Genomic DNA, 19,259 nt, shown 5'->3' with positions numbered 1-19,259 from the left:
TAGCGCCATGTTTCGAAAACTCGCCTTGCCCCCCACGCGCGGCACAGCCGGCTGGCTGCTTCAGCTTGCCTACACCACCCTGCGCCTGTTCGGCCAGAACGGCCTGCAAAACCATGCCGCGGCGACGGCGTTTTATTTTCTGCTGTCGGCCACCCCGTTGCTGCTGCTGCTGAGCTACGCCCTGCAACTGCTGAGCCGCGTCGCCGAAAACTCGGTGCCTGCCACCATCCTGATGGCCGCGCTCTACGATCAGATGCAGCTGGAAAGCCTCGCCGCGCTTGGCTTCATCGCGCGCCAGACCCAACTGGCCGCAAGCGGCGTCGGCCTGCTGACCCTGGTGCTGTCGTCGCGCTGGCTGGTCAACGCGGTACAGGGGGCGTTCCGCATCATCTTTCCAAGCCCGAGCAAGCGCAATCCGGTGATGAAGTGGGTGCTGCCGCTGATCATCCTGCCGCTGCTGTTCCTGCTGATGTGCGTCGCCGCGCTGGCGCAGGTGACGCTGAGTTTCCTGGCGCAGAACAACTTCATCGGCACAGGCAACGCACAGGTGCTGCAGGTGCTCAATACGCTATTCGTCTTTGCCATGGTGTGGGCGCTGGTATTCGCCGCCTACTGGCAGTTGCCGCGGCGGCATCCGCCCGCGCGCGTCGCCGCAGCATTCGCACTGGGCGCCGCCGTAAGCCTGGGGCTTCTGCTCACGCTGTTCGGCGCTTTCTTCAAGCTGGAAAACTACAACAGCCTGTACGGCGCACTCGGCGGCGTGGTGTTCGTGCTGATCGGCGCCTATTTCGCGTTTCTGCTGCTGTATCTGTGGGCGCAGGCGCTGTACGCCTACGGCAAGGCCGACATCACTGCGCTGGAAAAGCTGTTTCTCGCCGGCAGCGACAAAGGCGCCGACAAGATAGAAGCCTATGTTTTCGGCGACATCCAGCGCCTGCTGGAAACCTATGGACAAATCCTCCCCCCAGGCCACACCCTGATCGAGGAAGGCGACGACTCGCGAACCGCTTATTTTCTCCACACCGGCCGCGCCAGAGCCTACAAGAACACCCCAGACGGCCCGCGTCAGCTGGGCGAACTCCACGAAGGCCAGCTGTTCGGTGAAATGGCCTATCTGCTGAACGAGAAACGTACCGCCACGGTGGTGGCCGACACTGAAATCACCGTGCTGGCGCTGCCGCCGCACATCATGGAAGAGCTGATGCGCCATTCCGCTCCGCTGTCGCGCCGCATCATCGACACCCTGTGCCAGCGGCTGGAACGGATGAATCTGGCGAACCCCGGCTGAGTTACAGGGTCTGAAAAGCACCCGGAGCACGCCATGTCACTGCATTCGCTTTACGTCGATCTCAATTCCTACTTCGCATCGGTCGAGCAGCAGTTGCGCCCCGAACTGCGCGGCAAGCCGGTCGGCGTGTTGCCGGTGATGGCCGACACCACCTGCTGCATCGCCGCCAGCATCGACGCCAAGCGCTTCGGCATCAAAACCGGCACCCCGGTGTGGCAGGCGCGCAAGCTGTGCAAGGACATCGTGTTCGTCCAGGCGCGTCCCGCCACCTACGTCGAAATCCACCATCGCATCGTCACCGCGGTCGAATCGTGCACCCCCGTCGGCGCTGTGCTGTCGATCGACGAAATGACCTGCGAGCTGATGGGAAGCGACCGCAAGGAAGCCAACGCCGTCAAACTCGGCCAACAGATCAAGCAGGCGATCTACGACCAGGTGGGCGAAGTCCTGCACAGTTCGGTCGGCATCGCGCCCAACCGCTTTCTCGCCAAGACCGCGTCGAACATGCAGAAGCCGGACGGACTGGTCGTGATCCGCCAGAATGAATTGCCGCAGCGCCTGTACGGCCTCAAGCTCGGCGCCCTCACCGGCATCGGCCGCGCCATGGAACCGCGCCTCAACCGGCTTGGTATTCACAGCGTCGAACAACTGTGCGCCGCCAGCAAAAACACCCTGCGCCAGGCTTGGGGCGGCATCGAAGGCGAACGCTTTTACGCCAGACTGCGCGGCGAAGTCGTGGAATCCGCCCCCACCCAGCGTGCCAGCGTCGGCCATTCGCACGTGCTCGCGCCCGACCTGCGCGACCCCGCCTCCGCCCTGGCGGTGCTTTACCGCCTGCTACACAAGGCCGCGATGCGGCTGCGCCATTACGGCTATTGCGCCGGTGGCCTTGGCCTGCACCTCACCTATCTGCAACGCGGCAACGGACCCGTCCACTGGTCCGACCAGGCCCGCTTCTCGCCGCACGCCGACACCCTCAAATTCAACCCGGTGCTGGCCGAACTGTGGCAGCGCCGCCTGCCCGATCCCGCCCCCCTCCTCAAGGTCGGCGTCACCCTGCTCCACCTCGCCGAGCACAGCCAGATCACGCGCGACCTGTTCGATCCCGACGACCAGCATGAAACCCTCAACAGCGTGCTCGACCAGATCAACCAGCGCTACGGTCCCAACACCCTGTACTTCGGCGGCGCCCACAGCGGCCGCCGCGCCGCGCCGATGCACATCGCCTTCAGCCACGTCCCAGAATTGCAGGTGGAAAGTGACGGTTAGCCGCTATAAGGCTTGACCTGAAAGCCCGCCGACTCTAGAATGCGCGCTCTCCTATTCCCCGATAGCTCAGTCGGTAGAGCGACGGACTGTTAATCCGCAGGTCCCTGGTTCGAGCCCAGGTCGGGGAGCCAAATTCGAAGAGCCTCGCAGCGATGCGGGGCTTTTTTAATGCTGCCCCAGCGTAGCCAATCGTAGCCGGCTTTCGTGAACAGTTTGGTCAAGCAGATATGTCCCACAAGAAAACACTCTCGGACAGCCTCATCGGTTCACTTGGGGCCTGCCCCTTCAGCGAGGGGCTATCCCAGAGGGTTTCCAGAAATTTGAAGGAGCAGCACCAGTGACCAACGCACAACGCCGTGCAGCATTACGCGCCAGTCGCACGGCTGAAATGGATCCGCTACGTAACGACAGCAAGCCTGAGCCAACGCCTAAGCCGGTGCCCAGCGCCGCGTTTTGCCCCCATGAAGCAGGCGCGTATTACCTTGCTGCCGTGGATACTGTCGGCACCTTCAAGATGTTCGCCAAGGACCTCGCGCCGCCCGTTTACACCTACGGCATCACCACTATTCGTTTTGAACTGAATCCTGAAACCGGCACATGGATCTGGTTTGATGGCAAGAAAAATCAATTCCCGCGCAAGACCCAGGATGGTTGGCGACTTGGCAGCAGGAAGCTGCACGACACACGCGAAGGCGCAGAAGCCGAGCTTCAGCGCGAAATGGCCAAGAACGGCGACCGGGTGACCAAGGTGCATGACCTGCCCGACGATATGGCTGCGTTGAAAAAGATTCGTAGCGCCAACCACCCAGACCGCAACACCGATGCCGACGGGGATCTCTATCAGGCCGTGGTCGAGAAACTGGACCGGATGCGCATAGCGATCCAGTGAACCATGCCGAAGCCTGACCGGGTTCCAACCCACACAGCCCACCTTTTCCCGGTAGGGGTTTTATCTGTATAGGCTCGGGGCAGGCATGCCGGCGATACAACGTGAAGCAATTGATGCCATGATCGGGAAAGGTGTATTACACAGCTTCCCCCATACCCTAGCGGCGGCACTGTGGTTATCGTCGCCTTTGCGGCCCCATAATAGCCTCCTGTCCGCAGGAGTAACACAGTCCTTCGACTTCCTGGTTTGGTTGTCGAATGAGCAGCGCGTGCTTCGCGACTGCTTCAACACCCGCACTGAAATAAAGGCATAAAACGCTACTACGGTAGCCTGCCACACAAGCGCTTCAAAATTTGCGACAAGCCCTGGAACGCGCTACTTCCCTTTATCCATATGCGCAACCTTGGGTCTTGCATGGGAGCGATACTCGTTGGGGTCTATGCTGTGCAAATTGATCTTCTGGTGGATCGCCCGCGGCGTAAGCCCCAACGACCTGGCGACCTCGCTGACATTTCCACAGAAGCGGGTAAGCGCCTCCTTGAGGATGAGCGCCTCAATCTGTTCGCCCGCCTGCTGTTTCGCCTCCTTGAGGGACAAGTCAACGGACTGATAGACGCTCGCTGACGCACCACCACCGGCCTGGGGAAGCAGTAACTCGGACATAACAGGGCCGCTTGAGAACAGGAACGAACGCTCCAGTACGTTCTCCAGTTCACGTACGTTGCCGGGCCAGTCATACTGCGTCACCCTCGCCATTGCGGCCTCGCTTAATGCTTTGATAACTTTTTTGTACTTCGTGGAGAGTTGCCCAAGGATGTGATTAACGAGTGGCAAAAGATCCTCGCGTCGTTCGCGCAGCGGTGGGAGAAGTATGGGCACCACGTTTATCCGGTAGTAGAGGTCCTTCCGAAAAGACCCCTCGGCAATGAATTTGTCGAGGCGCGTACTGGCTGCGGCAATTACCCGAACATCTGCTGACAGGCGCTGCTTCCCACCCACCCGCTCGAACTCACCGCCCTGGAGCACCCTCAAAAGACGCACTTGGGCGGCAAGAGGTAACGAATCGATCTCGTCAAGAAACAGACTTCCGCCCTCTGCCTGTTCAAACAAACCGTGGTGGACTTCGTAGGCGCCGGTAAACGCACCACGCTCATGTCCGAATAGTGTGGTCTCGACTAAATTTTCGGGTATTGCGCCGCAGTTCACCGCGACAAAATTTCTGTTCCAGCGCTCACTCATGGCATGGATACGACGAGCGATGACCTCCTTGCCCACGCCGGTCTCACCGGTAATCAGCACGGTCGCAGTGGTTGGTGCTACTACCTTTATTATCTCCAGAGCGCTGAGCATGGCTGGGGACTTCGCCACGACGGGAGGTTTGTCGGTATCCTCGGGCTTGCGCGGGCTGACACCGCACCATACTTTCCCGCTACGCCGCTCTCTAGTAATTTGCGCTTTGACTGAGGCCTTCTGGCCACGGATGACGCCCTGTTCCCGGTGATATTCGTCGCCCTCAAAGGTGGCCGCTTTCTTGGGATCGGTATAAATGCGCGCCTCGCACATTCCATCTCCCACCGCAATACGCTTGTCCAGGATCACTTTCGCGTAGCCGAAGTTACGTGCCGCAATTCCACCGAAGACGCTGGACGTCATTTTGCAGAGCTCCGGGGCCTGCATAACGGCTTCCCCAAAAGGGCAGCGCCTATTGACTACGCGCACCATGCCCGGTTCGCTTGATGCTCGGGAAAAATTTCCACCGATCTTATTCTTGATCTCCACAATCATGTCCGCGTACTTGTCATGATCCAGGGGGCCGTCTTGTGCCAACTCCTGGCGGTACGCAGTCTCAAAGCAATCGCTCGCGGTGAGGCCGAGTTGCTCGATGTGATTTAGGCGGTCATCACCCTTGTCTCTTCCCATCATCGCGCTGACCTCGATGCTCTGGGCAACAAAAGTCTGCAAAAACAGGATGGGATTGAGATGGGAAAAAAGCTTATCGGGCATAGTGATCTCCTCAAATCCGATATCGCTATCGGAAGTCGCGCGCTGTTGCGCGCTGGACTTTGCTATTCCAAAGTCACACGGTATTTGTCCGCCTAGGCTACGCCAATATATTGATAGAAATTAAGAATCTTGGTGACCCCCACATCCACATCCAGGTCCGTGTACGTGTTTTTCCTGGCCAGGTTTCGGCTGAAGTGAGCGCATTGCCAGATCACGCCCGCGCGCCATATGCCCGTGCATCGCCGGGGCCGAGAGAATCACTTTCGCGGCCGCGCCACCGCATACCGGGCAATCCGGACGGGACGCGCTGATTGCATGGTTTGCGTCGAATTGCAGTTTGCATCGGGCACACAGATAATCATAGACTGGCATTTTGAACCTCATTCTGTAGGTGAGAGCGTTTCTTGAAAACGACAAGACGTGGATACCCGTTATGCAGGTACCCACATTTCCGGGTTTCCTCCAGGAGGCTAGCTCCAACGCGGCGGTTGCTTCCCTTTAACGCCGAATGGGGCTGAGGTGACATCGGTGCACCGGACCCGCTTACTCTGATCTAGGGTCGGCGCCCTCAATCGACGCGTCTCAACCTCCCAGATCCAGCCGCTGATGACCACATCCTTGGGGATGAGGGGATGGTTTTTGAATGCCTCAATTGTCTTTAGGCAGGTTTCGTCCACGTCGTCCATCATCCCGATCCACTTGGCAAATGCGCCTTTCTCCAGCCTCAATTCCGGCAACGTCGGATCCATCATGAGATTGTCTATATCGACCCCCTTGTCGCGTAACATTTTTTCCAGATCGACCGCATTCGCCGACAGCATGCCGCATTGCGTATGCTGCACGATGACGATTTCCTCGGTGCCAAAAAAATTGCAAGTCAGCATCGCCGAACGGATCGCATCGTCGGTGACGATTCCTCCAGCATTGCGAAAACAGTGCGCATCGCCATGTCCGGCCGGTGTATCTACGTGAATGCCGAGCGCTTCGTCTACCGGCAGGCGTTCGTCCATGCAGGCAAGTACCCACAATTTCCGATCGTTAGCCCCAGCCGATCCATGATGGCGTCGTTTTTCCCATATATCGTATGCGGCAACGTGCGCGGTTAGTTGCTCTTTGAGAGTGGTCATATTGAATCTCCTCGGTAAAAAGCTGCATACTTAAAACCCCTTGAGCATGAACTGCCTAATTTCCTCGGCGGCAGCACGAGGGGATTGGTGACGGGAATTTTTCCCGCACGCAATTGTTAAGCATACATCATGCCATTTTAAAAAAATGTTCAATAACATCAACTTATCTGTTTGCACGTAACATCCATAAACATTAATTTTCTGCTGAAAGAAAGCCAAATGAACATAACCCATTGAAATATATTGGTAATATTTAGATGAAGGATCACTTCATAGAGGGAAAGGACATTTCTTATGGCGGGGAGAACTTGTTAAGCCATTGAAATTATTTGTCTAATTCAGTCAAATCGTATTGTTTGCCGATCGTGAAAGTCAGATGGAGGTTACCTAGTCGACCAGCATTCAATGGTCGCAAGTCGTCGTGGTTGTGAGTGACGCGGCCAAACAAGGTGGGCGTTATCTTGGCATCGCCAAATATGCCCATCCATTAGCCGAAGGAAAACTTGTAGCGATCAGAGATATTTTCTTGTAGAACTGGCTGATCAGGTGGAACAGCAGCGTTGCTGAAGACGTGAAATGACAAACCTTACCTAAGAGATTGCGGTGACGATCCGCACTGCCGAGGGGCCCTTCGAGCAACCAGCGGTGAAGACCCGCAACGGGTCACTATGTAAATCTCTACATAGCGACCCTGAACAGCCGGTGACGGCTTGCAGCCTCAGGGAACTGGAACTATGGGCCAACAGCAGTCATTTACGGGAGGAGGATGTGTAAATCCGGCTGTAAAGAAAGCATGAGCGAATAGCCAGGCGGATTACCTCCACAGTGCCGAAATGCGGCCACGGAACAAGATCGTCATCAATGCGAGGCCGCTGAATACTGCCCCGGCGATGAACGTCTGCGATGCGCCGAAGCGATCCCACAGCAGGCCGGCGAGTACGCTGGCTATGAGCATAGCAATGCCACTTACCAGATTGAAGAAACCGTAGGCAGTGCCTCGCAACGCTGCCGGCGCAGTATCGGCCACCATCCTCGCCAGGAGACCTTGTGCAATCCCCATGTGCAAGCCCCACAAAGTGATGCCCAGCCACACCCATATCCAATGGTTGCTGTACGCCAGTACCACATCCGCGCCGATCAGGGTCGCAAGCCCAAGCGTCAACAAGCCGGTGTGGTTCACGCTGTCTGAGAGCTTGCCGAACGGATAGGCCGAGAGTGCGTAGACGACGTTCATGGCGATCAGTACCAGAGGCACCAGCGCGATGGGCAAGCCGCCTTGCAGGGCGCGCAAGACGAGAAAAGCCTCGGAAAACCGTGCCAGAGTGAACAGGGCGCCGATCACAACGACCCACCAGTAAGCGCGCGACAGCCGGCGCAGGTTTTCCCGGCGAATGGGGTTGACGGGATGGGCGCCCTGTTTCTTCTCGGGCTCCTGTACGCCAAACAGCAACATGGCGACAGAGAGAAAGCCGGGGATGATGGCCACCCAGAAAACGGCACGGAAGTCGTTCGCCCAGAGCAGCATCAAGCCCAAGGCGAACAGCGGGCCAAGGAAAGCACCCACGGTGTCGAGTGACTGGCGCAGGCCAAAGGCTGCTCCGCGCAGTTCGAGCGGGGCGATGTCTGCCACCAGGGCATCCCGCGGCGCCCCCCGGATACCCTTGCCAATCCGATCGATCAGACGCGCGACGAGGACGAGGCCGGCGCTCGACGCGAGGGCAAACAAGGGCTTGGAAAGCGCGCCCAGCCCGTAGCCCAAAACGGCAATGGGCTTGCGCCGTCCCCAGTAGTCGGAAAGCGCACCCGAGAACACCTTCACGATCAGCGCGGTGGCCTCCGACACACCCTCTATCAGGCCTACAACGAACACGCTTGTTCCAAGGGCCGTGACCAGGAAGACCGGCAACAGGCTGTGAATCATCTCGGACGAGATATCCATCAACAAGCTGACAAAGCCGAGCGTCCAGATGGCCAAGGGCATGTGGGCAGGAGTGGCAGTGCGCTTGGTCTCTTGCGACGGTGTGCTCGGTTTCATGGACAAAGCTTCTGTGCTGGTCGATGGGTTGATCTTGTCGTTCATTGGCTTTTATGGGAAGAATATCTTGCTGTGCGCCGATCTGACAGGCGAAACTCTGCCCGCTGCGCAGGAAATAACGCCATGCGACTCCCAGATGGGCAAGAGGGAATGGTAATCTGAACTGTCTGACGTGCTGGGCGGCATGGGTGGCGGCACTGGCCGTCGCCTACTTCTTTTACCAATCCCGCGAGGAATTTGGAGCGAAGGAGTTGACGATACTCGTGGCCATTATCCTGCTGATCGCAGGAAGCGCGCATGTCGCCACTCAACACGCTAACGCTGTGCTTCGCTACTCGCCAGCAGCCGAGAGCCAACGATGAAAATTCTGATCATTGAAGATGAATCCAAGACAGCCGCCTTCCTCACAAGGGGTTTCAATGAGGAAGGTTATGTTGTCGATGTTGCAGCAGACGGTGCGGATGGATTCAATCTGGCGGCGACGGGCGACTATGAGATGGTCGTGCTCGATATCATGCTGCCGAAGCGCGATGGATGGTGGGTGCTGCAGGAAATTCGCAAACATCGGCAGGATCAGCCCGTCATCCTGCTCACCGCGCTGGATGATGTTTCCCACCGTGTGAAGGGTTTGAATTCAGGCGCCGACGACTATCTGGTCAAGCCGTTCGCCTTCTCGGAGCTGCTTGCGCGGGTACGCAACATTTTGCGTCGGACGCCCGCTCGGCAAACCGAGATGCTCCGATTCGCCGATCTCGAAATGGATTTATTGCGGCATAAAGCAATGAGGGCCGGGAAACAGATTGATCTTGCACCCCAGGAATACCGGCTTCTGGAATATCTTCTGCGCCATCCGGACGAAGTATTGACTCGCACAAGGCTCGCAGAGCAGGTGTGGGATATGCATTTTGACGGCGACAGCAATGTTGTCGATGTTGCAATCCGCAGATTGCGGAGAAAAACGGACGATCCATACCAGCAAAAATTGATTCACACACTACGTGGGGTTGGCTATGTTCTGGAAGAGCGGGACTGAGGCTGCAATAGGGATACCCGGTTCGATTGCCGCGCGCCTCACCTTTTGGTATGCGCTGCTCAGCATCGCGCTGATCGCCTCGGTCGGCAGTGTGCTGTATTGGGTGCTCGCGGATCGGTTGCAGCAGGAAAATGATCGGCTACTGGCGGGAAAAATCGCCGAGGTGCGCGCCGTTCTGAAGCTCCACCCAAATGATTACGCGGCCTTGCGCGAAGAGGTTCAACACGAGGCGGATACGCTTCCAGGCATCTATATCCGGGTGCTGAATGCGCAGGAAGATATCGTTGCGGACAGCCCAACACCCAGCGCCATTTTTGACAGCGGTGAGACTTTCATAAATTCCCCACACGCAATAGACGAACACGGGCGGGACTGGTTTTCCAGCGACGGGAAGAAGTACCGTCTGATGTCCGGAAAATTCCAGGAAAACGCGCTATTCACCGTGCACACAGCGATGAGCCTATCGAAAGAGGCGCAACTACTGGCAGCTTACCGGGGCAGCGTGTTGTTATCCGTTGTCATCGCCCTGGCAATTGCCATTGCCGGCGGTTACCTGATTGCCCGTCGCGGAATGCAGCCCGCATCGCGGCTTGCCGCGATCGTCGATGAGCTTGGCGCGGGTCAATTGCATCGCCGAGTCGGCGATGAGGCCTGGCCTTTGGAGCTGGGGCCGCTCGCGACCAACTTCGATCGCCTCCTGTCGCGCCTCGAAAACTCGTTTGCTCGCATCTCACGCTTCTCGGCCGACATTGCACACGAACTGCGCACGCCGCTCCATATCCTGCGAGGCGAAGCAGAAATCGCGCTTTCCAGGGACCGATCCAATGAGGATTACCGAGCTTGCATTGAATCATCGATGGACGAATATGACCGTCTGTCCCATATGGTGGATGCGCTGCTGTTTCTTGCCCGCACCGAACAGCCGGCCGCGCAGATCGACAAGAAATGGCTGGACGTTGAGCAGGAAATTGCCGCTGTATGCGCCTTTTATCAGGCGATGGCCGATGAGCAAGGCGTCACCCTGATTGCCCATGGCACTGGAAGGGCATTAGCGGATTCCGGCCTCTTGCGGCGTGCCTTGGGCAATCTTGTCGCCAATGCGATTCGCCATACGCCAAGCGGCGATCGAGTCGTCATCGATGCGAAGACGCTGCGGAATGACGCGGCTGAAATTACCGTAAGCGATACCGGGTGCGGAATAGCACCCGAAGATTTGACCCATGTACTTGAGCGCTTTTACCGGGTCGATGGCGCGCGCGCGCGGCAGGGTCAAGGCACAGGACTCGGCCTTGCCATCGTACAGTCGATCATGCATTTGCATGGCGGCACGGTTTCAATCCAGAGCGAAATTAATCGTGGCACGGCCGTCACGCTGACGTTTCCTGCAGCCGCAGGTACTGCCTGATCCGGCTCCATCTCACGGCGAGCTTATGCTTCGAGGTCGACGCGTTCAAAGATGACCAATTGGTCAGGTTGCGGTCATCTTCCGGTTTCCCCGTTCTTCTATCATCCTCCGGTCAAACGCAGCTTACCGCGACAAAAAAGGGATAGAAAAGCAATGAATCCAAGCCAGGACGTTGCCGTCCAGTGTTCCGGTATCACGAAGGACTATGGTGTCGGTGATGCGAAAGTAACGGCCCTGCGCGGGATCGACCTCGATGTCTACCAGGGGGAACTGCTCATCCTGGCCGGTCCTTCCGGCTGTGGCAAGACCACCCTGATATCAATCATCGGCGGGATCCTCAAGCGCGACGGGGGGAATTGCACGGTACTCGGCAAAGACTTTGAGGACATGAATACCGACGAGCGGGCGCGCTTTCGCGGGTCGTCTATCGGGTTTGTTTTCCAGACATTCAATTTGCTCCCTTCGCTGACCGCCGCCGAAAACGTAGCCGTGCCGCTATTGATCAGCGGTGAGGAACGCAAGTCTGCCGATCAACGTGCTCGGGCCGTTCTCGACCAGGTCGGACTTTCAGAACGCGAAGATGCCCTTCCGGGCCAACTCAGTGGTGGGCAACAGCAACGCGTGGCGATCGCCCGCGCGCTGGTGCACAATCCCAAAATCATTATTTGCGACGAACCAACCAGCAGCCTGGACCATGCCACCGGACATGCCATGATGGAAATCCTGCGCGATGTGGCGCAAGCGCCCGACCGCGCGCTGGTGGTCGTAACACACGACGCCCGCATTTATGAATTCGCCGACCGCATCGCGCATATGGAAGACGGGAAAATAATCGACATAAGCGTTGGCGCCGAGCAGGCACAGGCCCAATGATGCGTAAATATTTACTGCCGATACTCGCGCTAATTGGTCTGCTCCTGGCCGTCGCGATGGTGCTGATCGGCAATCGGCAACCGCCCGTCTCCAAACCGGCAGCACAGTCGCCCGTGGCGCCTTTTGCGTCCTACGTCGCCGGCTCGGGCATCATCGAAGCCAGCACGGGCAACATCCTTGTCGGTACGCCAGTGCCCGGTATTGTGGTTGAGCTCTACGTAAGCACAGGCAGCCAGGTCAAAGCGGGTGACAAGCTGTTTAAAATCGACGATCGTGAACAGCAAGCGCAACGCCTGTTGGCGACAGCGAAAATAAAAGAAATAGCCGTACGCCTGGCGCAAGCCAGAAGCCAGTTCGAACTTGCCGACAGCGTATCGGATAAACGCGCCATCAGCGTCGAGGAGTTAAACCGTCGGCGCTTTGCAGTGAAGCTTGCCGAAGCCGAGCAGGCTTCATCCCAAGCGCAGGTTGTGCAGATCCAGATGGATATAAATCGGCATACCGTACGTGCCCCAATCCGCGGACGCATATTGCAAAACACGATGCGCGTCGGTGAATTCGTCCAGGGCGGCGCGCCCGGGGCTGCTTCGATGCTGATCGGAAACGATGACTGGCTGTTCGTGCGTGCCGACATCGACGAGAACGATGCATGGCGTGTTCAACCGGGTGCGCGTGCCGTGGCATTTGTGCGCGGCAAACCGACGCTACACACCGCACTGAAATTTGAACGCGTCGATCCGTTCGTGTTGCCAAAAAAATCGCTGACCGGCGCCAGCACCGAACGGGTCGATACGCGTGCCTTGCAGGTCATCTATAGCTTTGACCACACGGCTTTGCCGGTCTACGTGGGACAGCAAGTCGATGTGTTCATCGAGACAAACGTAGACAAACTTTCGCCTGAAGCCGCATCAACCCCGTCGTCCGTGAAGGCGCCGTGATCATCCGGTTGCGACGAATCTTGTTTTTGATGCTCGCTATCGCTACCGGTGGGTGCGTTGTGGGACCCGATTATCATCGACCGGCGCTTGATGTGCCCGCCCACTGGAGCGAAGCACCCGAAAGTGCCACTTCGTCCCCACCTGCTGCACAGGCATCATGGTGGCGAAGCTTCAACGACACGGAACTCAACGCCCTGATCGAGCGCGCCGTTCAGGGCAATCTCGACATACAAGGTGCCGAAGCGCGAATACGTGCGGCACGTGCAAATCTCGGTATCGCGACAGCATTACGCTTGCCCACGGTCAGTGCAACCGGCTCGCATACCCGTGGACGCGAAAGCGAGAACGTCCCAAGCTCGACGTCTACAAGTGTGGCCCCACCCTCTGCGTTGGATGCAACGAAGTCTGAAGACCTGTTTCATGCAGGATTCGACGCACGATGGGAGCTTGATCTCTTCGGCGGCGTTCACCGTTCAACCGAACTCGCGGATGCAAACTATCAGGGATCGTTGCATGACCGGAACGGCGTCATACTTTCGCTGCTTGCCGAAGTTACCCGTCACTATATTGCGCTGCGCGCCACCCAGCAGGCGCTGGCCATCACGCGTACCAGCCTTCTGGCTGAGCAGGACAGTCTTCATCTGATCAAAGTACGCTATCGGAGTGGCATGGCCACAGACCTGGACGTTGCCAGTGCCGAATCTCAAGTCGACGCAATCGCCTCCCGCATCCCCGCCCTGGAAAACGCAAGCGAACAAAGCGTGCATCGCCTCGGCATTCTGCTCGGCCTCGCGCCAGGGGAATTGTCTGAGGAGCTCCGTGCGCCAAGGCCAATTCCAACCGGACCCTCATCGCTGCCCCTGGGCATGCCTTCCGATCTGCTTCGGCAGCGTCCGGACATCCTGCGAGCAGAGCGCCAGCTCGAGGCGGCAACCGCACGAATCGGTATTGCAACGGCGGATTTGTACCCGAAATTTTCTTTGCTCGGCGCCCTCGGCCTGGAGAGTCGCTCAGGCAGCGACTTTTTCAATGCAGGCAGCCGATACTGGTCGATCGGTCCATCGATCACATGGCCTATTTTCCAGCGCGGACGCATTGTCGCCCATATCGAAGTCCGCGATGCCGAGCAGCAAGAGGCTTTGATCAATTATCGAAAGACGATCCTGCTTGCATATGAGGAGGTTGAAAATGCCATCGCCACCTTTCGCAATGAAGGCGCTCACCGGCTTTCACTCTCTAAAACAGTAGATTCGAACGAGCGCGCGGTCACCCTGTCGACAGCGCTGTATAAAAGTGGCCTCACTGATTTTCGGAATGTTCTGATCGCTCAGCAAACCTTGTTTCAGTCACGGATTGATCTGACGCGCAGCGACGCTGCAGTGGCAACAGCATGGGTGGCATTGCACAAGGCCTTGGGTGGGGGCCTTGAACTGGAACCGGTTACGACCAGGCCCAATTCCCACTATCAGCCATTACCCTGCCAGTCCGCACGCGCAGAAGGAGCGCCAAAATGTTACGCGTGGCCGTAAAAATGCTGCTGGGTGATCGCGCCAAATATGTGGGCCTGATCTTTGGCATTACGTTCACGTCATTCCTGGTGACGTTCGCTGCATCCTATTTCGCCGGCATCATGACGCGCGGCTACGCGCTCATCTCCGAGAACGCGACCACAGATGTATGGGTGATGGACCCGGCGGTCAATTCAGTCGAGCAGACGACCAACATGTCACAACAGGTATTGGCAAGAGTCCGCAGTGTTGCAGGCGTTCAGTCGGCGGTGCCGCTCATACTGGCCACGGCGGAGGTCCGTTTTCCCAACGGACGTTATCAGCCGTTTCAGATCATTGGTGTCGATGACGTGACGCTGACAGGTCTGCCCCCCATGAAAGACAGCGTGACACCTGGCTTGCTTAGAGTGCCTGACGCCGTGGTGGTCGATGCAGGGGGATCCAATGGCAAGCTGGAGACGCCATTTCAAGTTGCGGATCAGTGGCCACGCGACCAACCGCATCTCGACGCGCCGACACGTGAACTGGCGGCAGGCGACGAATTGCTCGTCAATGATCACCTCGTCAGGATTGCAGGGAGATCACAGGGACTCCCCCTGTTTCCGCCGCGCCCGTTGCTCTATACGACTGTTTCGAACGCGACCCGGATTCTGCCGCCAGAGCGTCGCCGGCTCACCTTCGTGCTTGCAACCGCCGCACCGGGCGTAGCGCCTGAGGCCCTGGCGATTCGCATCGAGTCGGCAACGGGTATGCGCGCGCGCACGTCTGCAGACTTTAAATCCGATACCGTTCGCTGGTTTCTCGTCAACTCCGAAGATGTGGGTGACATCGCAGCGATGCTTACCCTGGCCATGTCAGTTGGCTTTGGCGTAACCGGGGTGATGCTCTATATGTTCACCAACGAAAACCTGCGAAATTATGCTGTGCTCAGTGCGATGGGGGCCACACCACGGCTGCTTTTGACCATGGTGTTCGCCCAGGCTGGTTTGTGTGGACTCCTTGGAACCGGTCTCGGACTAGGGCTCTGCGCCATCATTGGAGAATTGGCCATCCTGGCCGGATATCCGTTTCGCATGATGTGGTTCACACCTGTACTGGGCGCCGTGACCGTTGTACTCATCAGCGTGGTTGCCGCTGCGCTAAGCATCCGCCCTGTATTGAAGATGGAGCCAGGTGTGGTGTTTGCGGGACGTTGAGGAACCGTTACGAATTCATTTTTAGTAAACATTCCCCAGTGCAGTTCCTTGGGCCCGCGCTCAAATTATGGGCATCTGGCGATCACCGAATGCACATGATTTACGCAGCTTTTTAGAGAATGCAATCCGTGTTACAAGACGAGATGAAGGGTGGCTCTATCTATGAATGCATGTCCTGCACTGTGTACAGCGGACACCCCAAAGGGCCTCGATTTTGACTACTGTTGCTATTGAAATCTTTTCTGACTCCAAGGCAAGCAACAAGCGATAGTGGACATTGCCAATTTCAGCGGATTGATCGCCTGGATTGCCCGACATCCTGAGTGGGCCTATGCGACAGTTTTTCTCGCCGCGTTCACAGAGTCTCTCGCGGTCGTGGGGCTGTTCGTTCCAGGCGCACTCATCATGTTCGGCGCAGGCGCCGTCGTAGCGGTCGGCCCGCTTGACCTATGGGCCACATTGGCTTGTGCAGCCGCAGGCGCGATTGCCGGAGACGCCAGCAGCTACTGGCTGGGCCGTCACTACCGTGCTGAACTGCGCAATCGCTGGCCTTTCAGCCGTTATCCGAAACTACTGGAAAAAGGCACTGTGTTCTTTCATCGGCACAGCGGTATGAGCATCTTCCTGGGACGCTTTGTCGGACCCATTCGCCCCGTGATTCCGGCGGTAGCGGGCATGCTCGGCATGACTCCGGCACGCTTCTACGCGGCCAATATTCTGTCTGCGCTCGGCTGGGCGCCTACTTATATCTTGCCGGGCGTCGTCTTCGGTGCCTCATTGGGCTTGGCGGGGGCGGTGGCCACACGCCTCGCTTTGACCCTCGTGCTGCTATCGATCCTGGCCTGGAGCAGCATCTGGATCGTCAGCCGCAGCGTGATCTGGCTGCAACCGCGCGTCGAACACGGCTTGGGTCAGCTTCAGGCCTGGGCGGGCAGGGCGCTGCCGACAAGAACCTGGTCGTTGCGGGGCATGGTCGCTTCGCTGCTCGACCCGGCGCGTCCCGAATCCCGCGCCTTGCTGGTGTTCGCAGCGGTATTGATTGCCGCCGCCTGGATGTTCTTCGGGATTATCGAGGACGTGCTTACCGGCGATCCGCTGGTGGTGGTCGACAGGACGGTCTATCACCTGTTTCAAGGGCTGCGCACGCCCTTTGGCGATAGCGTCATGATCGTGCTCACCGAATTGGGCGATGCCGCGGTGACGCTGCCGGTCATCACCGCAGTGCTGCTATGGCTGGCGTGGAAACGCGCCTGGCGGCCAGCTGCCTACTGGCTCGCCGCAGCGAGTTTTGGTGCGATGCTCACCGTGATTTTCAAAGTGGGATTCGGCCTGCCACGCCCGCTGCCTTTGTACGACGGCAGCATCGCGTTCGGCTTCCCCAGCAGTCATGCGGCCATGAGCATTGTCATCTTCGGCTTTCTGGCCGTGTTAAGCGCACGCGAACTGTCCTTGCGCGGACAACTCGTGGTGTTCAGCGTCATGGCCTTGCTCGCAGGCCTGATCGCTTTCTCGCGCATCTACCTGGGTGCGCACTGGCTGTCCGACGTGCTGGGCGGGTTAAGTTTCGGGGTGGCATGGGTGGCGCTGCTGGGCATCGCGTACTTGCGCCGCCCGGCGCCTGCGGTCTCGGCGCACGGCCTGCTGGCCGTGGCGGCTATTGCGCTCATTGTGGGCGCGGGCGTTCACGCCACGACCCAGCGTGACGCCGACATCGCACGCTACGCAGTTCACCGGCCATCCACGCTGATTGCCCAGCAAGACTGGTGGAACCAGAGTTGGCAAACCCTGCCTGCCTGGCGCATCGACATCGAGGGTGAATACGAGCAGCCACTTACCGTTCAGTGGGCTGGATCGATCGAATTCCTGCGTACCAGATTGATGGCGCAAGGATGGCGGGAGGCGGTGCCCCTAACCGGCAAGAGCCTGCTGCTTTGGCTCGACACCCATCGCCCGGCCATGCAATTGCCGCTACTGCCTCATGTTCACGATGGTCGCCACGAAACACTGGCTTTGATCTACCCGGTCAAGGGCAAGCCAGACCAGCGCCTGGTGCTGCGCTTGTGGCCAACAGAGAAAATGTTGCAGGCACCACGCACACCCATATGGGTCGGGACCGTGGCAGAAGAAAGCATAAGCCGCCCACTGGCCTGGTTTAACCTGCCGCATGACGGTCAGGATTTCAACGCACCGCGCCGGGTTTTGCTTGAGAGTCTTGCAGGCTTGCAGGCACGACTTGTCGACCGTAAAAGCGTGCCTGCGGCGGCAAGCGAAGAAACTGTGTGGGACAAAGGCGTGCTACTGATCTATCAACCGGAATGAATGACATGAAGAATAAAACGATGCGACACCGACTCGGCTTTGCCTGGGCGGGCATCGCCGCGGCGTGGCGAAACGAGCGGAGTTTTCGTATTCAGACTGCCTTCGCCATCGCGCTGCCGGCTGCGCTTTTGCTGCTGCGGGTGTCGGCCGTATGGTGGGCGATATGCCTGATTATTGCCTTGCTGGTGCTGGCGGCGGAGCTATTCAATACGGCGCTGGAGTCGCTCATCGACCATTTGCATCCCGAGATTCACCCCGCGATCAAAACCGCCAAGGACTGCGCGGCAGGGGCGGTTTTGTTGCTAAGCGCGGGCGCTTTGATCGTGGGCATCATCGTCGTGCTGGTCGCGCTGGACGTCTTGTCCTGATAAAAATCATACAGCGGCGATCATGTCCCATTGCCTGCCTACGCCGGTTACAAGGCGCCGTTTACGCATGGCGTCACGGAACTGGGCTGCCTGGCGCATGCACGTCGCAAGTTCTTTGACCTTTATGCGGCCAACCAAAGCCCGGTCGCTGCCGAGGCGCTGCGCCGGATCGGGGAGTTGTATGAGGTGGAACGGCAAGCACGGGGAATGGATGCGGCGTGTCGCTTGCAATTGCGGCAGACCGACGCCCGCCCCAGGCTGGATACCTTGCGAACCTGGCGGATGCAGACCCGGCTCGGCGTCGCCAATGGCGATGCCACGGCCAGGGCGCTCGATTACAGTATCAAGCGCTGGCCAGCGCCGATGCGCTACGCTGACAACGGCGTGCTGCCGATCGATAACAATCCGGTGGAGAACGCGATTCGGCCCATCGCGATCGGGAAAAAGAACTGGCTGTTCGCCGGCTCGGAGCGCGCAGAAAAACGGGCGGCAGCCATTCAGAGTCTGCTGGGAACCGCCAGGCTCAACGGCCTGGATCCTCATGCCTGGCTGAAGGATACTTTGGAGAAATTGCCTGCTTGGTCCAATAGCCGGATTGATGAGTTGCTGCCGCTGAAAACCGTATTGCCGTAAATCTTGCTGCTGCGAGGACGGGGCGGATGGGCGCTTACAAAAAATAAAAAAACCCCCTCTTTTTGTGAGGGGGTTTTAGTGTGCTGTTAGGCACGGATATGGAGTCTGACGATGACCTACTTTCACAGGCGAGATGCCTACTATCATTGGCGCGGGAGCGTTTCACCGTCCTGTTCGGGATGGGAAGGGGTGGTTCCACTCTGCTATGGTCGTCAGACAAAGGGGTGAGGACCAAGGCCAACCGGTTTCGGTTGCGCCTTGACCCAGCATTCGAATTGTCTGGGGTGCTTTGCGATCTTTCAATCACTCGGCCGACTGCAATATGTCACGACGACCTGGGTCGGCGTGTCTGGAAGAAGGTTTTTGGGCTGAGG

At 58.3% G+C, this 19,259-nt stretch carries 15 protein-coding genes, 1 tRNA gene, 1 rRNA gene and 1 pseudogene; 13 read left to right on the top strand and 5 right to left on the bottom strand.

Annotation, left to right across the window (positions count from 1 at the left end):
• Nucleotides 1-7: 7 nt before the first annotated feature.
• The 4 genes from ACZ41T_RS15830 (at nucleotide 8) to ACZ41T_RS15815 (ending at nucleotide 3,446) form a co-directional block, all read left to right on the top strand.
• A complete protein-coding gene (locus ACZ41T_RS15830) occupies nucleotides 8-1,288 on the top strand; it encodes a YhjD/YihY/BrkB family envelope integrity protein (RefSeq protein ID WP_464922308.1) in 1,281 nt (426 codons plus the stop codon).
• A 33-nt stretch (nucleotides 1,289-1,321) separates the two neighbouring features.
• On the top strand, nucleotides 1,322-2,557 hold the full coding sequence (locus ACZ41T_RS15825) for a Y-family DNA polymerase (protein ID WP_464922307.1): 1,236 nt from the start codon (nucleotides 1,322-1,324) through the stop codon (nucleotides 2,555-2,557).
• Nucleotides 2,558-2,612: 55 nt separating this feature from the next.
• Nucleotides 2,613-2,688: transfer RNA gene (locus tag ACZ41T_RS15820), tRNA-Asn, on the top strand.
• A 206-nt stretch (nucleotides 2,689-2,894) separates the two neighbouring features.
• Nucleotides 2,895-3,446 (top strand): hypothetical protein, encoded by a 552-nt coding sequence (locus tag ACZ41T_RS15815; RefSeq protein WP_464922306.1) that lies wholly within the window; start codon nucleotides 2,895-2,897, stop codon nucleotides 3,444-3,446.
• 375 nt (nucleotides 3,447-3,821) lie between these two features.
• Here ACZ41T_RS15815 and ACZ41T_RS15810 read toward each other — a convergent pair whose 3' ends face one another.
• The 4 genes from ACZ41T_RS15810 to ACZ41T_RS15795 form a co-directional block, all read right to left on the bottom strand.
• Nucleotides 3,822-5,450 carry a sigma 54-interacting transcriptional regulator gene (locus ACZ41T_RS15810; protein ID WP_464922305.1) on the bottom strand — a complete coding sequence of 543 codons (1,629 nt, stop codon included), beginning with the start codon at nucleotides 5,448-5,450 and terminating at the stop codon, nucleotides 3,822-3,824.
• Between the two features lie 120 nt (nucleotides 5,451-5,570).
• Nucleotides 5,571-5,822, bottom strand: a complete 252-nt coding sequence (locus tag ACZ41T_RS15805) for an FmdB family zinc ribbon protein (RefSeq protein ID WP_464922304.1) — start codon at nucleotides 5,820-5,822, stop codon at nucleotides 5,571-5,573.
• A 98-nt stretch (nucleotides 5,823-5,920) separates the two neighbouring features.
• Nucleotides 5,921-6,577 (bottom strand): beta-class carbonic anhydrase, encoded by a 657-nt coding sequence (locus ACZ41T_RS15800; protein WP_464922303.1) that lies wholly within the window; start codon nucleotides 6,575-6,577, stop codon nucleotides 5,921-5,923.
• Between the two features lie 814 nt (nucleotides 6,578-7,391).
• Nucleotides 7,392-8,657, bottom strand: coding sequence for an MFS transporter (locus ACZ41T_RS15795; protein ID WP_464922302.1), 1,266 nt, complete (start codon nucleotides 8,655-8,657; stop codon nucleotides 7,392-7,394).
• A 313-nt stretch (nucleotides 8,658-8,970) separates the two neighbouring features.
• On the opposite strand from ACZ41T_RS15795, the gene ACZ41T_RS15790 reads away from it, so the two are divergent.
• The 9 genes and pseudogenes from ACZ41T_RS15790 to tnpC form a co-directional block, all read left to right on the top strand.
• Nucleotides 8,971-9,645: a heavy metal response regulator transcription factor gene (locus ACZ41T_RS15790; protein WP_464922301.1), complete on the top strand. Its 675-nt coding sequence runs from the start codon at nucleotides 8,971-8,973 to the stop codon at nucleotides 9,643-9,645.
• Nucleotides 9,623-11,050: a heavy metal sensor histidine kinase gene (locus ACZ41T_RS15785; RefSeq protein WP_464922300.1), complete on the top strand. Its 1,428-nt coding sequence runs from the start codon at nucleotides 9,623-9,625 to the stop codon at nucleotides 11,048-11,050. Before ACZ41T_RS15790 ends, ACZ41T_RS15785 begins: the two co-directional genes overlap by 23 nt.
• Nucleotides 11,051-11,203: 153 nt before the next feature.
• Nucleotides 11,204-11,923 carry an ABC transporter ATP-binding protein gene (locus tag ACZ41T_RS15780; protein ID WP_464922299.1) on the top strand — a complete coding sequence of 240 codons (720 nt, stop codon included), beginning with the start codon at nucleotides 11,204-11,206 and terminating at the stop codon, nucleotides 11,921-11,923.
• Nucleotides 11,920-12,861, top strand: a complete 942-nt coding sequence (locus ACZ41T_RS15775) for an efflux RND transporter periplasmic adaptor subunit (RefSeq protein ID WP_464922298.1) — start codon at nucleotides 11,920-11,922, stop codon at nucleotides 12,859-12,861. The genes ACZ41T_RS15780 and ACZ41T_RS15775 overlap by 4 nt, the downstream gene beginning before the upstream one ends.
• On the top strand, nucleotides 12,858-14,390 hold the full coding sequence (locus tag ACZ41T_RS15770; protein ID WP_464922297.1) for an efflux transporter outer membrane subunit: 1,533 nt from the start codon (nucleotides 12,858-12,860) through the stop codon (nucleotides 14,388-14,390). Before ACZ41T_RS15775 ends, ACZ41T_RS15770 begins: the two co-directional genes overlap by 4 nt.
• A complete protein-coding gene (locus ACZ41T_RS15765) occupies nucleotides 14,372-15,565 on the top strand; it encodes an FtsX-like permease family protein (protein WP_464922296.1) in 1,194 nt (397 codons plus the stop codon). The genes ACZ41T_RS15770 and ACZ41T_RS15765 overlap by 19 nt, the downstream gene beginning before the upstream one ends.
• Nucleotides 15,566-15,835: 270 nt before the next feature.
• Nucleotides 15,836-17,884: a bifunctional DedA family/phosphatase PAP2 family protein gene (locus ACZ41T_RS15760; RefSeq protein WP_464922295.1), complete on the top strand. Its 2,049-nt coding sequence runs from the start codon at nucleotides 15,836-15,838 to the stop codon at nucleotides 17,882-17,884.
• Nucleotides 17,881-18,252, top strand: a complete 372-nt coding sequence (locus ACZ41T_RS15755) for a diacylglycerol kinase (protein ID WP_464922294.1) — start codon at nucleotides 17,881-17,883, stop codon at nucleotides 18,250-18,252. The genes ACZ41T_RS15760 and ACZ41T_RS15755 overlap by 4 nt, the downstream gene beginning before the upstream one ends.
• Before the next feature lie 39 nt (nucleotides 18,253-18,291).
• Nucleotides 18,292-18,885, top strand: a pseudogene (gene tnpC / locus ACZ41T_RS15750) (IS66 family transposase); the annotation flags it as partial.
• Between the two features lie 103 nt (nucleotides 18,886-18,988).
• Here tnpC and rrf read toward each other — a convergent pair.
• Nucleotides 18,989-19,102 (bottom strand): 5S ribosomal RNA (rrf, locus tag ACZ41T_RS15745).
• Nucleotides 19,103-19,259: the final 157 nt, after the last annotated feature.

The sequence above is a fragment of the Thiobacillus thiophilus genome (assembly GCF_055378705.1).
The sequence above is the reverse complement of the archived record's forward strand: the minus strand, read 5'-3'. Positions and strand labels throughout refer to the sequence as shown.

Coding starts and splice junctions, on each gene's coding strand:
- ACZ41T_RS15830 (WP_464922308.1), top strand. CDS start 8: ATGTTTCGAAAACTCGCCTTGCCCCCCACGCGCGGCACAGCCGGCTGG.
- ACZ41T_RS15825 (WP_464922307.1), top strand. CDS start 1,322: ATGTCACTGCATTCGCTTTACGTCGATCTCAATTCCTACTTCGCATCG.
- ACZ41T_RS15810 (WP_464922305.1), bottom strand. CDS start 5,450: ATGCCCGATAAGCTTTTTTCCCATCTCAATCCCATCCTGTTTTTGCAG.
- ACZ41T_RS15805 (WP_464922304.1), bottom strand. CDS start 5,822: ATGCCAGTCTATGATTATCTGTGTGCCCGATGCAAACTGCAATTCGAC.
- ACZ41T_RS15800 (WP_464922303.1), bottom strand. CDS start 6,577: ATGACCACTCTCAAAGAGCAACTAACCGCGCACGTTGCCGCATACGAT.
- ACZ41T_RS15795 (WP_464922302.1), bottom strand. CDS start 8,657: ATGAACGACAAGATCAACCCATCGACCAGCACAGAAGCTTTGTCCATG.
- ACZ41T_RS15790 (WP_464922301.1), top strand. CDS start 8,971: ATGAAAATTCTGATCATTGAAGATGAATCCAAGACAGCCGCCTTCCTC.
- ACZ41T_RS15785 (WP_464922300.1), top strand. CDS start 9,623: ATGTTCTGGAAGAGCGGGACTGAGGCTGCAATAGGGATACCCGGTTCG.
- ACZ41T_RS15780 (WP_464922299.1), top strand. CDS start 11,204: ATGAATCCAAGCCAGGACGTTGCCGTCCAGTGTTCCGGTATCACGAAG.
- ACZ41T_RS15775 (WP_464922298.1), top strand. CDS start 11,920: ATGATGCGTAAATATTTACTGCCGATACTCGCGCTAATTGGTCTGCTC.
- ACZ41T_RS15765 (WP_464922296.1), top strand. CDS start 14,372: ATGTTACGCGTGGCCGTAAAAATGCTGCTGGGTGATCGCGCCAAATAT.
- ACZ41T_RS15755 (WP_464922294.1), top strand. CDS start 17,881: ATGAATGACATGAAGAATAAAACGATGCGACACCGACTCGGCTTTGCC.